We start from the raw sequence: 13,846 nt of genomic DNA on the forward strand, positions 1-13,846 counted from the left end.
GCCCTATCCCTCGGAACTCGAAGGACTTTCCCGATCATGAACAAGAACATCCGCCGCTCCATAGCCGTCGCCGCGGGCGCAGCGGGCATGTGGGCCGTCGGCACCGCCGCCGCCGGCGCCGACGAACTGCCCTCCACCTCCCCTGCCCTGTCCACCGCCGACAAGGCCGCCGACTCCGTCGAGGACACGGCGGCCGGGGTCGCCGAGGCGCGGGTCACCACCGCCGCCACCGGCAAGGCGAAGGCCGCGGCTGCCGCCACCGCCGGAACCGCTGCCGCCACCGCCGGGCAGGCGGAGAGCACCGTACGGGAGGAGGCCCAGGCCCCGGTCGCCGCCACCGCGGAGCAGGCCCGTCAGCAGGCCCAGGGCGCGGTTGGCCACGCCCAGGGCGCGGTTGCCCACGCCGAGGGCGCGGTGGCCGACGCCGAGGCCGAGGTCGACTACCTCTTCGGCCCCCTGTCCTCCTTCGCTCCCGAGCTGGTGGACCGGGCCCCGGCCGCCGCTCAGGGGTACGCCGCCGACGCGGTCGCCCACGCCGCCCCGATCGCCGACGAGACGGCCCGGGACGTCCTGCCGCCCATCGCCCATCGTGCGATCGGCGGTGTGCTCCCGGTGGCCGGTCAGGCCGTCGGCGACGCCGGCCACCTCGCCCACGGTGTCGTCGGTGAGGTGACGCCGTTCGCGGGCGGTGTGGTCTCCGAGGTCCAGCCGTTCGCGGGCGGCGTGGCGGGCGGTGTCCAGCCCTTCGCGGACGGTGTCGTCGGTTCCGTGCAGCCGCTCGTCGAGACCGTCGTGGACCACGTCCAGCCGGTCGCCCACGGTGTCGGCGGCAGCGCCGGCGGCTTCGCGCACGGTGTCGTGGGCGAGGTGACGCCGTTCGCGGGTGGTGTGGTCTCCGAGGTCCAGCCGTTCGCACAGCAGGTGCACGGCACGGTTGCCGCCTCGCCGGCCGTCGGCAACGCCGTCGCCGGTGCGCAGGGCGCGGCCGACGCGATCACCCCGGGCTGGGTCGACTCCCTCGGCGGCTACTCGACCCAGGGCTTCTGAGCGGGCGAAGCACAGCGGTTGACCGGCGGGTCACGCGCACAGGCGGGCGGTCCCCATTGGGGTGGGGGCCGCCCGCCGTCGTGTGCGGAACCGGTCGTCCCGCACGGCCCCGTGCCCGGACGCGGCCGGGCCCTCACCCTCGTGTCGCGACGTGCCGCAGCCTCGCCCCCGGGTACGCACGCGGGCGCCTATCACGCCCCGAGTACGGACGTGACCGCAGCCTCGGCCCCAGGAACGGACGCGGTTGCTTTTCACGCCCCGCATACGGGCGCGGTCGCTTTCCACGCCCCCGTGTACGGACGCCGATGCGGTGGGCGCGGCCGCTCCCGGCGGGCCGGTCCGGCCGCGCTGACGCGGGTGTGCGGCGTCCACGAGCTCCCGATGCCGGACCGTGCCCGGCGCGTGGCCGCCCCGTAACCCCGGGTTCCCCGGTGCGCGCGATCTGTGACAGGTATCACCGCCCGGTTGTGATCCGCGATTTAGGGACCCACGTCCCACGGGGATAACCTGCGAGGCGGACATGCCGCGTGCCCGGACACCGTGTACGCCTCCCCAGTGACCGCGCAGTCACGTTGCCCTTCGCGGCACGCCCATGCAGACAACGAACCGCGGATCACTACTGCGACGATGAGAAGCAAAGGGACGGACGCGCGTGGACCTGTTCGAGTACCAGGCGAGGGACCTCTTCGCCAAGCACGGTGTACCGGTGCTGGCCGGTGAAGTCATCGACACGCCTGAGGCGGCGCGCGAGGCGACCGAGCGACTGGGCGGCCGTTCGGTCGTCAAGGCGCAGGTGAAGGTCGGCGGCCGCGGCAAGGCCGGCGGCGTCAAGCTGGCCGCCACGCCGGACGAGGCCGTCGCCCGCGCGACGGACATCCTCGGCATGGACATCAAGGGCCACACGGTCCACAAGGTGATGATCGCCGAGACGGCTCCCGAGATCGCCGAGGAGTACTACGTCTCCTACCTGCTCGACCGCGCCAACCGCACCTTCCTGGCCATGGCCTCGGTCGCGGGCGGCATGGACATCGAGGAGGTCGCCGCGACGACCCCCGAGAAGCTCGCCAAGATCCCCGTCGACGCCAACGACGGCGTCACCGCCGAGAAGGCCCGGGAGATCGTCGAGGCCGCGCAGTTCCCGGCCGACGTGGCCGAGCAGGTCGCCGAGATCCTGGTGACCCTGTGGAAGACCTTCGTCGCCGAGGACGCCCTCCTCGTCGAGGTCAACCCGCTCGCCAAGGTCGCCGACGGCCGCGTCATCGCGCTGGACGGCAAGGTGTCGCTGGACGCGAACGCCGAGTTCCGCCAGCCGGAGCACGAGGCGCTCGAGGACAAGGCGTCGGCCAACCCGCTCGAGGCCGCCGCCAAGGCCAAGGGCCTCAACTACGTCAAGCTCGACGGCGAGGTCGGCATCATCGGCAACGGCGCGGGCCTGGTCATGTCGACCCTCGACGTCGTCGCGTACGCCGGTGAGAAGCACAGCGGCGTCAAGCCCGCCAACTTCCTCGACATCGGCGGCGGTGCCTCCGCGGAGGTCATGGCCAACGGCCTGGAGATCATCCTCGGCGACCCGGACGTCAAGTCCGTCTTCGTCAACGTCTTCGGCGGCATCACCGCGTGCGACGCGGTCGCCAACGGCATCGTGCAGGCCCTGGAGCTCCTCGAGGCCAAGGGCGAGGCCGTGACGAAGCCGCTGGTCGTGCGCCTCGACGGCAACAACGCGGAGCTGGGTCGCCAGATCCTCGCGGACCGCAACCACCCGCTCGTCGAGCGGGTGGACACCATGGACGGCGCGGCCGACAAGGCCGCCGAGCTGGCTGCGAAGTAAGGGACGAGGGACACCACACCATGGCTATCTTCCTCACCAAGGAATCCAAGGTCATCGTCCAGGGCATGACCGGCTCCGAGGGCCAGAAGCACACCAGGCGCATGCTGGCCTCCGGCACGAACATCGTCGGTGGCGTGAACCCGCGCAAGGCGGGCACCACCGTCGACTTCGACGGGTCGGAGATCCCGGTCTTCGGATCGGTCAAGGAGGCCGTCGAGAAGACCGGCGCCGACGTCACCGTCATCTTCGTGCCGGAGAAGTTCACCAAGGACGCGGTCATCGAGGCGATCGACGCCGAGATCGGCCTCGCCGTCGTGATCACCGAGGGCGTCGCGGTCCACGACACCGCGCAGTTCTGGGCGTACGCCGGCGCCAAGGGCAACAAGACCCGCATCATCGGCCCGAACTGCCCGGGCCTCATCACCCCCGGCCAGTCCAACGCCGGCATCATCCCGGCCGACATCACCAAGCCCGGCCGCATCGGTCTCGTGTCCAAGTCCGGCACGCTGACCTACCAGATGATGTACGAGCTCCGCGACATCGGCTTCAGCTCCTGCGTCGGCATCGGCGGTGACCCGATCATCGGCACCACCCACATCGACGCCCTGGCGGCCTTCGAGGCCGACCCGGACACCGACCTGATCGTGATGATCGGCGAGATCGGCGGCGACGCCGAGGAGCGTGCGGCCGACTTCATCAAGGCCAACGTCACCAAGCCGGTGGTCGGTTACGTCGCGGGCTTCACCGCCCCCGAGGGCAAGACCATGGGCCACGCCGGCGCCATCGTCTCCGGCTCCTCCGGCACCGCCCAGGCCAAGAAGGAGGCCCTGGAGGCCGCGGGCGTGAAGGTCGGCAAGACCCCGACCGAGACCGCCAAGCTGGCGCGGGAGATCCTGCTCGGCTGATTCTTCCGGCTGATCATCCCCGCTGATCCCCCGGGCGCGGCCGCGACGGCCGCCCCTGCGGGAGGGCATGCGACTGGGCCCGCACCCCGGACTTCCGGGGTGCGGGCCCAGTCGCGTTCCGCCTCCTCGGGTGCGGTGCGCAGGGGTGCCCGGGGTGCCCTTGGTGCCCGAGGGCCCGGGAGCCCGGGAGCCCGGGGTCAGCGGGCCAGCGGGACGAGGCGCGCCGGACCCGCGCCGGGGTGGGAGTGGAGCTGGACGCGGAGGCGGTGGTCCTCCTTGGAGTACGGCTCCGGCCCGTACCTCGGCGGCACCCCGCCGACCTGCTCACCGGGCGCCTGCGGCGGCTCGTAGTGGTCCTCGGTGACGGCCATGGTCACGGCGGCGGCGCCCAGGATCAGCACCGTGAGTCCGATCGCGGCGCGCGTCCAGAGCTCGGCCCGGCGCTCGCTGCCGCCGCGCACGGAGTGGGCCGGGGAGAGCCGTGGCGTTGCCAGGTTCTCCACCAGATCGCTCAGCTCGTGCTGGAGTGCGTCGGGTTCGGCCAGCTCGGGGATCTGCTCGGCCACGGCGGCGCGGGCGTTCAGCAGCCGGTTCGCGGCGGCCGGTGTGCTCGCCTCCGTTTCGGCCGCCGTATCGGGGAGGTCGAGGCCCAGGCCGTCGTACAGCAGCAGGGTGCGGCGGTACGACGGCGGCAGCCCGAGCAGGGCTTCGCGGAGCGTACGCCCGCCGGGGTACGCGGCCGAGGCCGGGCGGGCGGACGCGACCGGGTCCGGGCGGCGGTGGACGCGGCGCAGGCGGTGCCAGGGCGACAGGGCGTACTCGTACGCCGCCGCCCGTGCCCAACCCGCGGGATCCCGGTCCACGGCGACCTCGGGCCAGCGCTGCCAGGCCAGGTGGAAGGCGCGCTCGACGGCCTCACGCGAGAGCGACTCCCGCCCGGTGAGCAGCAGGGTCTGGCGGGCGAGACCGGCGGCGGTCCGGGCGTACAACTCGTCGAACGCCTGCTCCGCGGTGAGCGCGGCCCCGTCCCGGGCGGGCGGCCGGGCGTCGCCCGACTCTCCGCGTTGCCTTCGGGGTTGCCCTCCGCGTCGCTCTCCGGCTTGCTCTTGGTGGTGGTCCTCGCGTCGGTCCCGGTCCCGGTGCCGGTCCTGGTGCCGCTCGTCGGCGCCTCGGGTGAGGGGCGTACCGGGGTACGGACGCGGGGGTTCCAGGGGAGGCGGTGGCGCGGGGCTCCCGGGCCGGCTCGTGCCCGCTTTCCGGTACCCGGCGGCGGTGCCGACGGCGACGGGGCCTCCGGCGGCAGCGGCCGCGGCGGTTGGGCCCCCGCTGGGGCCCCCGGCGGCGGGTTCCGGGGCCGGGCTCCTGTCAGCGGGGCTTCCGGAGGAGGGACCGCCGGTGGTACCTCGGGCCGCTCGGCCGGTGGCTGCGTTCCCGGTGCGTTCCGGCCGCCCGGCGCGCCCGCCTGCGCCGGGCCGGTGCTCCGGTGGGGACGGAAGGCTTCCGGACCGCCTCCCGCCCGGGTGCCCGGCTTCGCCCGCCTGCTCGCTCCGGTCGGTCCGCTCGGCCCCGCCCGCGTGTTCGGGCTCGTGCGGAGGAAGCCCGCCGCCGTCCTCGGCCTCCTCGGCCTCCTCGGCCTCCTCGGCCTCGGACTCCCGGGACGAGAGTTCGGCGTCGTAGGCGGCGAGCAGCTTCGCGTACGCTTCGCGCTTGCGGCCTCGAGGATCAGCGCGGCCGGTCTCCCAGGCCCTGACCGTCGCCCTGGTGACGCCCAGCGCCTCCGCCAGCTGGGCCTCGGACAGCGCCTTCGCCTCACGCAGCCTGCGGCGCTCCTTGGGCGAGGGCAGCGGAGGTGCGGCCGCTTCGGTGCTGTCCGCGGTGCTCTTCGTCATGAAGACCTCCCGGGGAGGGCGTACTGGGCCGAAAAGTACATAAGCGTATTTTTAGCGACACATCGAGCAAACTCCCGTTACGTGGATAAAGCGCGTGTCGTTGGCAGCATGGCCGCGTGACCCAGACGACCGATCGCGGCCCCGTGGCCGTGGCCGTGCAGGGCGGCAGTTCCGCGGCCGCGCTGGTGACGTCCCTGATGCGCGGGGCGATCGCCGCGGGCCTCGGACTCGGTGCACTCGCCGCGCTCGTGACGGTGATGTGGATCAGCTCCCCGTACCCGGACAGCGGACCCGAGGGTGCTCTCCACGCGGCCGCCGCCATGTGGCTGCTCGCCCACGGGACGGAGCTGATCAGAACCGAGACGCTGTCCGAGGTGCCCGCGCCCGTGGGGCTCGTGCCCCTGCTGCTCGCGGCGATGCCCGCCTTCCTGGTGTACCGGGCCGCGCGCGATGCCGTCGAGACGGCGGAGGGCTGGCGGCAGCCGTCCGCGAGCACCACGCTCATCGGTGTGAGCTGCGGCTACCTGCTTGTGGCGGCCGGTGCGGCGCTCTACTGCAGGGGCGGTGAACTCGCTGCGGACCCCCTCAGCGCGCTGCTGCACGTACCCGTGCTGGTGGTGCTCATGGCCGCGGCCGGGGTGTGGACGGCGTACGGGCGCCCGTTCGGTCCGCCGCCCGTGTGGGTTCCCGGGGCCGTGCGGATCGCCGTGGCGCGCTCATGGGTGATCGTGGCCTTCCGGGCCGCGGGGCTCGCGATCGCGGTGCTGGTCGGCGGTGGAGCGCTGCTTGTCGGCATCTCGCTGGTGGGGCACCTGGACGCGGCGCAGGACGCGTTCGTGCGGCTCGCGCACGACTGGCAGGGCAGGTTCGCGCTGCTGCTGCTCGTGCTGGCACTGATGCCGAACGCCGCGGTCTGGGCGGCCTCGTACGGACTGGGCCCGGGTTTCATCCTCGGCGCGGGCGCGACGGCGACGCCGCTGGGGCTCGCGGGGGCTCCCGCGCTGCCCCCCTTCCCGTTGCTCGCCGCGGTACCGCTGGACCGGACGGGGACGCCGTCGGGCCTCGCCGCGCTGGTGGTGCCGGTCGCGGCCGGACTGACGCTGGCCTGGTTCGCGGCTCCGCGGGCGGAGTCCGCGGAGCCGGGCCTGCGGGGTGCGGGGGCCCGCGATGCGGGCCTCCCGGCGACCGGGACGCCCGCCGGGACGCCTGCCGGGGCGGCGCCGGTGAGCCGAGGCGAGACCGTGCTCACCACGCTGCTGGCGGCGGTCGTGTGCGGGGTGCTCATGGCCGTCCTGGCGGCGGCGTCCGGCGGGGCGCTCGGCACGGGCGTCCTGGCCGCCTTCGGTCCGGTCTGGTGGCTCACCGGCCCGGCCGCGCTCCTCTGGTCGGCCGTGGTGGGGGTGCCCGTGGCCCTCGCGCTCCACGCCTGGCGCTTCCGCGACGCCGACCGCCGGCTGCGGGTCCCCCGCTGGGAGGCCATCAAGCAGGCGTCGGGCGGTCTGATGGCGGCGATCCCGTTTCCGTCCCCGGCCGCGCCGTCCTCGTCGGCGTCCCCGGCCTTTCCGGATTCGGCCGGTGGGTCGGCACCGGAGGCACCCGGCGGGGCGGGTTCGCTGCCCGGCGCCGGGCCGGGGGCGGGCATCACGCCCGGAGCCGATGCCTTCCCGTACGTCGCCGGTCCCGCCGACCCGGCCGACCCGGCCGACCCGGCCGACCCGGCCGGCTCGTACCGTCAGACCGTCCCGGCCCTCCCGACCGCCTCGGCGGTGTCCCCGGCCGGGACTTCCGTGCCGGACGCGCAGCCGCCTTCCTGGCTCGCCATGCCCGCCGGAGGCCCCGGAATCACCGGGGGTGCCTGGGACGAACTGCCGCCCGTCCTCGCGATGCCCGGCCGAGCACCGGTGGGGCCGGGGATGGCGGCTGCCGGGCCGGGCCCGGCGGCGAGGCCGTCCCCTGAGCACTCCGATCGCGCGCCGGAATCCGCGCCGGAATCCACGGCCGATAGGCCCGTGCCCATGCCGGAATCCACGGCCGGGATGCCCGTGCCCCCGCCGGATTCCCGGGCGGACAAGTCCGTGCCCGCCGTACCCGGCCCCGACGGGGCACCGGCGGCCGGTCAGCCGCCTGCATCCGGACCGTTCGGCCCGGTCGGCGGCAGTGGACTGGGCAGCTGGCCGGGTGTCTCCGGCAGGGGGGCGCAGGGGCCCGGCCGATCCGTACCCCCCGTCGAGCCGCGTCCCGAGGCGGCGTCCCCGGACGGCGACGCCGCCCCCTGATCGGACGCACAGGGTGACGGCCACCCGCACATCCCGTGCGGGCGGCCGTGTCACGCCGTCCGGACCGGTGGACGGGCAGGCCACGTGTCACGCAGTTCAAGCCGGAGGACCGGGGGACCCGCGAACCGGCGGACCCACGGGCCCGAGAACGGGCGAACCGGGCGCCGCGCGGTCGGTGGCGGTCAAGGAACCGGCGGACGGCCGCAGCGGGGCGGCCGTAGGAGCGGCAGACCGGAGGCCTGCGACCGGGCAGACCGGCGGCCCCGGCCCCGGGCGGTCGGCCGCGGCCCCGGCCCCGGCCGGGGTGCCCCCATCGCATGCGCCGTCGCGGCCGCCGCTCGGGCCGGGGCGGCTACTCCTTGACGCCGATGACCCCGCGCAGCGGCTCCGGCAGCAGGGTGTTGCAGGACATCTGGCCGGCCTTCGTCAGGGAGTCGGACACGCAGGTGTAGAAGTCGCGGTACACCAGCTGCATCGTGAACGTCATCGCCACGATCGTGAGCGCGACCACGGCCATCACCAGTCCGCTCACGGCGGCCGTCACCTGCGGCCTGCCTCCCGGCTGCCCCGGGGTCCCCGGCGACGGGGCGGCCGTGGGTGCCGTGCCTCCCTGTCCCGTACGGCGGGACTTGGCGCGCAGCGAGCTGCCGCCCCAGTAGATCGCCAGCGCCCCGAGGAGCAGGGCGATCTCGGGGAAGTCGAACAGGGCGAAGAAGAACGCCCACATGCCGCCGAGCAGCGCGTACCGGGCGCGGCGCTGGACCGGGTCCGTCGGGTCCCAGCGCAGGCCGGTGCCCTGGCCGGGGCCCTTGTCCGGGCCGCCCTGGCCGCCGCCGCTTCCGCCCTCGTTGCCCGGCCGGCCGCCGAAGCCGCCCGAGGAGCGGCCGGGCTGGCGGCTGCTCCACCGGCCGCCCCCGGGAGCACGCCCCTCCTCGCGCTCGCCGTCGTCACCCGGACCGTTCCGGTCCCGGCCCGGCGATGAGTCGTCCTCCGACCCGTGCCGCGGGTGCCACGGCCGGTCCGGCGAGCCCGCCGGCGGCGGTGCGAACGGATTGCTCTCGTCCTTGGGTGACTCCGCGGGCTCGGTGGACTGGCGTTCCCGCAGCAGCAGGGAGCCCCGCTCGGCGGAGAGCGGGAGGCGGAGTGCCGTGCGGCGGCGACGGTCCGGCATGGTGGTGAACGTCTTCCCCTCTGGTACCTCGGTACGCGGGTACTCCGTCTGGGGACGGGCCCTGCCCCCAGACGCTACCTCCCGGCCAGGCCCCCGTCCCGCGGGGGCCGCGCGGTGTGCCGGTATCGTTGCCGACGGTCGACGGCTTCGTAGAGTTCCCCCATCGCCGGACTCGTTTCATTCGTACGACCATACAAACAGGAACCGCAACGCGAAAAGAGTCCCCTGTGGCTGCCGCCCGCCTCGTCGTCCTGGTCTCCGGATCCGGCACCAATCTCCAGGCGCTGCTCGACGCCATCGGCGGTGATCCCGAAGGCTTCGGTGCCCGGATCGTCGCCGTGGGTGCGGACCGGGAGGGGATCGCCGGTCTGGAGCGTGCCCGGGCCGCCGGGATTCCCACCTTCGTGTGCAGGGTCAAGGACCACCCGACCCGCGAGGAGTGGGACCGCGCGCTGACCGGGGCGACGGCCGCGTACGAGCCCGACCTCGTCGTCTCGGCCGGCTTTATGAAGATCGTCGGCAAGGACTTCCTGGCCCGCTTCGGCGGCCGGTTCGTGAACACGCACCCCGCCCTGCTGCCCAGCTTTCCCGGTGCCCACGGAGTGCGTGACGCACTCGCCTACGGGGTGAAGGTCACCGGGTGCACCGTCCACTTCGTCGACGACGGCGTCGACACGGGCCCGATCATCGCCCAGGGCGTGGTCGAGGTCCGCAGCGAGGACGACGAATCCGCTCTGCACGAGCGCATCAAGGAAGTCGAGCGACAGTTGCTCGTCGAGGTCGTGGGGCGTCTGGCCCGCAACGGCTACCGCATTGAGGGACGAAAGGTTCATGTCGGTGAATAAGCCCATCCGTCGCGCGTTGATCAGTGTCTACGACAAGACGGGGCTGGAAGAGCTCGCCCGCGGGCTCCACGAGGCCGGCGTCGAGCTCGTCTCCACAGGTTCCACCGCGGGGAGGATCGCCGCGGCCGGTGTCCCGGTGACCGGGGTCGAGGAGCTGACCGGCTTCCCGGAGTGCCTGGACGGCCGCGTGAAGACGCTGCACCCGCGCGTGCACGCCGGGATCCTCGCCGACCTCCGCCTCGACGCGCACCGCGAGCAGCTCGCCGAGCTCGGAGTGGAGCCGTTCGACCTGGTGGTCGTGAACCTGTACCCGTTCCGGGAGACGGTGGCCTCGGGGGCGAGCCCCGACGAGTGCGTCGAGCAGATCGACATCGGTGGCCCGTCGATGGTCCGCGCCGCCGCCAAGAACCACCCCTCGGTGGCGGTCGTGACCAGCCCGGCGCGCTACGCCGACGTGCTCACCGCGGTCACCTCGGGCGGCTTCGACCTCGCCGCGCGCAAGCGCCTCGCCGCCGAGGCGTTCCAGCACACGGCCGCGTACGACGTCGCCGTGGCGTCCTGGTTCGCCTCCTCGTACGCCCCGGCCGACGCGGCATCCGGCAACGGCTCCGCCGCGGGCGCGTTCCCCGACTTCCTGGGCGCCGTCTACCACCGCTCGAACGTCCTGCGCTACGGCGAGAACCCGCACCAGGACGCCGCCCTGTACGTCACCGAGCAGGGTGGCGGGCTCGCTCAGGCCGAGCAACTGCACGGCAAGGAGATGTCGTTCAACAACTACACGGACACGGAGGCCGCCCGCCGTGCCGCGTACGACCACGACGAGCCGTGTGTGGCCATCATCAAGCACGCCAACCCGTGCGGTATCGCGGTCGGCGCCGACGTGGCCGAGGCGCACCGCAAGGCCCACGCCTGCGATCCGCTGTCGGCGTTCGGCGGGGTGATCGCGGTCAACCGCCCGGTGTCGGTGGCGATGGCCGAGCAGGTCGCCGAGATCTTCACCGAGGTCATCGTGGCCCCGGACTACGAGGACGGCGCCGTCGAGGTGCTGGCCCGCAAGAAGAACATCCGTGTGCTGCGCTGCCCCGACGCCCCGTCGGCTCCGGTGGAGGTCAAGCCGATCGACGGGGGAGCACTGCTCCAGGTCGCCGACCGCCTCCAGGCCGAGGGTGACGACCCGGCCGGCTGGACCCTCGCCACCGGTGAGCCGCTCTCCGCGGACGAGCTCGCCGAACTCGCCTTCGCCTGGCGGGCCTGCCGCGCCGTCAAGTCCAACGCGATCCTCCTCGCCAAGGGCGGTGCGAGCGTGGGCGTCGGCATGGGCCAGGTCAACCGGGTCGACTCCGCCAGGCTCGCCGTCGAGCGCGCGGGCCAGGACCGGGCGGCCGGGGCCTACGCCGCGTCCGACGCGTTCTTCCCGTTCCCCGACGGGCTGGAGATCCTGACCGCGGCGGGCGTCAAGGCAGTGGTCCAGCCCGGCGGTTCGGTCCGTGACGAGCAGGTCGTCGAGGCGGCGCGCAAGGCCGGCGTGACGATGTACTTCACGGGTACGCGGCACTTCTTCCACTGAGACCGGCCCGGGAACGCCCGGTCGGCCGGGGAACGCCCGGTCGGCCGGAGAACGCCGGACCGGGGCGCCCGTGTTCGCATCCGGGTGCGTGCGTGCGTGCGTGCGTGAGTGCGTGCCCGTGCCCGGGCTGATCGCGCCGGGCGGCATGTCGTAGCCCCCTCACGTCCCGCGGAGGGGGCTGCGGCCTCTGCCCGCGCCGGAGGCCGGACGGCAGGCACTGGGCGAGGGTTGCCTGCCGGTACGCGTGGGGCTCGCCGGGGACGTCGTCGTGCCGCGCGGGCCGGGTGCGCGAAAGGGAAAGGCCGTGACGCCCGCCTCGGGCGGGCGTCACGGCCTGCAGTCCGCGGCTGGTGAGTGAACGGGCCTCAGTACCGGGGGCGGTTGAACCACGCGGCGCCGTCGGCCTTGCCGACGAACACGGCGACGAGGATCGCGAGCACCGTGTGGGCGAGGCCGACGAGGACGAACGGGTAGATCCCGAGGATCGCGGTGATGATGCCGAAGACCAGGGCGGTGACCCGGATGCCGTTGCCGCCGCTGCCGAACTTGGCGCCGAGAACGATCGCGAACACGCCCCAGCCGAGTATCAGCAGCGTGATGAACCAGACTCCGCCGGCCGACCAGTCGGCGAGCTGCTGGAACTGGATGTCGTCCTGCAGCGCGGGGTCGCTCTTGGCCGCGCTGATGGCCACCGCGCTGAGAGCGGCGAAGACGGCGCCGAGCACCTGCAGGCCGCCGATGACGAAGAGCATCACGCGCGCGGCCTTCACGCCTCCCGGCATCTCCGTCATCGGTGCGCCGGGGTAGCCGCCCCCGTAGGGCTGGACGGGCGGGGCCTGGGGATAGCCGTAACCGGGCTGGGGCGGCTGCTGCTGGCCCTGCGGGTAGCCGTAGCCCGGCTGGCCCTGCTGCTGGCCGTACGGGTTGTTCGGGTCGCCGAAGCTCATGGCGGGGTTCCTCCGTCGGGGTTCTGCGGGGACGACGCGGGCCTGACCGGAGGAACGCCACAGGTAACCATGCGGTCTGCCCCCCGACACTGCCGCGACACTGCGCGGTTCATCGTGGTGTCGCCATCGACTTCTTGTCCAGTCGATATGCGAATGTGTTGTGCGAGTGCAACCTTGTGTACCGCTGGGCGAACCGTGTGGTGGCATGCCGGGAGGATCCCGGGGGTGGCCGGTGCGAACTGCGCCGCCGCGAAGCCCGCCGCAGCGAACTCCGCCGTTGCGACCGCACCGGTCTCACCGAGCCGGTCCTCACCGCACCGGTCTCACCGAGCCGCCGTCACCACACTGGTCCCCGCCGCGACCACCGCCACCGCCGCCACCGCCGCCGCCGACGCCACCACCGCCGCCGAGGCCGGTGTGCGGGCGGTGCCCGGCCGCTCGGAGCGAACCTGATTGGTACCGGGGCGGGGTCATCCGCGAGGATGGGGGCATGACCGCCCAGATTCTCGATGGCAAGGCCACCGCGGCCGAGATCAAGTCCGAACTGGCCGCCCGCGTGGCGGCGCTCAAGGCCAGGGGATTCAGGCCCGGCCTCGGGACCGTCCTGGTCGGCGACGACGTCGGCAGCCGGAAGTACGTGGCCGGCAAGCACCGGGACTGCGCGGAGGTGGGCATCGCCTCCCTCCAGCGTGAACTGCCCGAGACCGCTACGCAGGAGGAGATCGAGGCGGTCGTCCGGGAACTGAACGAGAACCCGGAGTGCACCGGTTACATCGTGCAGCTGCCGCTGCCGAAGGGCATCGACGAGAACCGGGTGCTGGAGCTGATCGACCCGGCGAAGGACGCGGACGGCCTGCACCCGACGAACCTGGGCCGTCTCGTGCTGAACGAGCCCGCACCGCTGCCGTGCACGCCGAACGGCGTGATCCGGCTGCTGCGCCGGTACGAGGTGGAGCTGAACGGCGCCCATGTCGTCGTGGTGGGCCGGGGCACCACCATCGGGCGCTCGCTGCCGCTGATGCTCACCCGCCGCTCCGAGAACTCCACGGTCACCCAGTGCCACACCGGCACGCGGGACCTCTCCTCGCATCTGCGCCAGGCCGACATCATCGTGGCCGCGGCGGGCTCGGCCCATCTGGTCCGCCCCGAGGACGTCAAGCCGGGCGCGGCCGTGCTGGACGTCGGCGTCAGCCGCGACGGCAACGGGAAGATCGTCGGCGACGTCCATCCGGACGTCGCGCAGGTCGCCGGCCGGCTCTCGCCGAACCCGGGCGGTGTGGGCCCGATGACCCGCGCCATGCTCCTCGTCAACGTCGTCGAGGCGGCCGAGCAGGCAGCCGCGGACTGAGATCCATGGACTCTTCCTCCCCC

At 73.8% G+C, this 13,846-nt stretch carries 11 protein-coding genes; 8 read left to right on the top strand and 3 right to left on the bottom strand.

All coding sequences use genetic code 11. The features are described 5' to 3' along the window. The first annotated feature begins 36 nt into the window (after positions 1 to 36). The 3 genes from DDW44_RS18500 (at position 37) to sucD (ending at position 3,780) form a co-directional block, all read left to right on the top strand. Positions 37 to 1,047, top strand: a complete 1,011-nt coding sequence (locus DDW44_RS18500; RefSeq protein ID WP_108907108.1) for a hypothetical protein — start codon at positions 37 to 39, stop codon at positions 1,045 to 1,047. 652 nt (positions 1,048 to 1,699) lie between these two features. After that, positions 1,700 to 2,875, top strand: a complete 1,176-nt coding sequence (gene sucC, locus DDW44_RS18505; RefSeq protein WP_027731805.1) for an ADP-forming succinate--CoA ligase subunit beta — start codon at positions 1,700 to 1,702, stop codon at positions 2,873 to 2,875. Between the two features lie 20 nt (positions 2,876 to 2,895). After that, positions 2,896 to 3,780: a succinate--CoA ligase subunit alpha gene (gene sucD, locus DDW44_RS18510; RefSeq protein ID WP_017946511.1), complete on the top strand. Its 885-nt coding sequence runs from the start codon at positions 2,896 to 2,898 to the stop codon at positions 3,778 to 3,780. Between the two features lie 197 nt (positions 3,781 to 3,977). Here sucD and DDW44_RS18515 read toward each other — a convergent pair whose 3' ends face one another. Next, positions 3,978 to 5,669: a helix-turn-helix domain-containing protein gene (locus DDW44_RS18515; protein WP_108907109.1), complete on the bottom strand. Its 1,692-nt coding sequence runs from the start codon at positions 5,667 to 5,669 to the stop codon at positions 3,978 to 3,980. Between the two features lie 116 nt (positions 5,670 to 5,785). Between DDW44_RS18515 and DDW44_RS18520 the strand changes: the two genes are divergently transcribed. After that, the gene (locus DDW44_RS18520) at positions 5,786 to 7,945 is read left to right on the top strand and encodes a cell division protein PerM (RefSeq protein WP_108907110.1); all 2,160 of its coding nucleotides are present in this window, start codon (positions 5,786 to 5,788) and stop codon (positions 7,943 to 7,945) included. A 352-nt stretch (positions 7,946 to 8,297) separates the two neighbouring features. On the opposite strand, the gene DDW44_RS18525 is transcribed toward DDW44_RS18520, so the two are convergent. Continuing rightward, positions 8,298 to 9,116, bottom strand: a complete 819-nt coding sequence (locus tag DDW44_RS18525) for a hypothetical protein (protein WP_108907111.1) — start codon at positions 9,114 to 9,116, stop codon at positions 8,298 to 8,300. Positions 9,117 to 9,343: 227 nt separating this feature from the next. On the opposite strand from DDW44_RS18525, the gene purN reads away from it, so the two are divergent. After that, positions 9,344 to 9,961 carry a phosphoribosylglycinamide formyltransferase gene (purN, locus tag DDW44_RS18530; protein WP_017946507.1) on the top strand — a complete coding sequence of 206 codons (618 nt, stop codon included), beginning with the start codon at positions 9,344 to 9,346 and terminating at the stop codon, positions 9,959 to 9,961. Beyond that, the gene (purH, locus tag DDW44_RS18535) at positions 9,948 to 11,528 is read left to right on the top strand and encodes a bifunctional phosphoribosylaminoimidazolecarboxamide formyltransferase/IMP cyclohydrolase (RefSeq protein WP_017946506.1); all 1,581 of its coding nucleotides are present in this window, start codon (positions 9,948 to 9,950) and stop codon (positions 11,526 to 11,528) included. The genes purN and purH overlap by 14 nt, the downstream gene beginning before the upstream one ends. 365 nt (positions 11,529 to 11,893) lie before the next feature. Here purH and DDW44_RS18540 read toward each other — a convergent pair whose 3' ends face one another. Further along, positions 11,894 to 12,475 carry a hypothetical protein gene (locus DDW44_RS18540; protein WP_108907112.1) on the bottom strand — a complete coding sequence of 194 codons (582 nt, stop codon included), beginning with the start codon at positions 12,473 to 12,475 and terminating at the stop codon, positions 11,894 to 11,896. 225 nt (positions 12,476 to 12,700) lie between these two features. Between DDW44_RS18540 and DDW44_RS32115 the strand changes: the two genes are divergently transcribed. Beyond that, positions 12,701 to 12,928, top strand: a complete 228-nt coding sequence (locus DDW44_RS32115; RefSeq protein WP_167455512.1) for a hypothetical protein — start codon at positions 12,701 to 12,703, stop codon at positions 12,926 to 12,928. A gap of 37 nt (positions 12,929 to 12,965) precedes the next feature. Then, a complete protein-coding gene (locus DDW44_RS18545; protein ID WP_017946503.1) occupies positions 12,966 to 13,823 on the top strand; it encodes a bifunctional methylenetetrahydrofolate dehydrogenase/methenyltetrahydrofolate cyclohydrolase in 858 nt (285 codons plus the stop codon). Positions 13,824 to 13,846 lie beyond the last annotated feature (23 nt).

The sequence above is a fragment of the Streptomyces tirandamycinicus genome, from assembly GCF_003097515.1.
Taxonomy (GTDB): Bacteria; Actinomycetota; Actinomycetes; order Streptomycetales; family Streptomycetaceae; genus Streptomyces; species Streptomyces tirandamycinicus.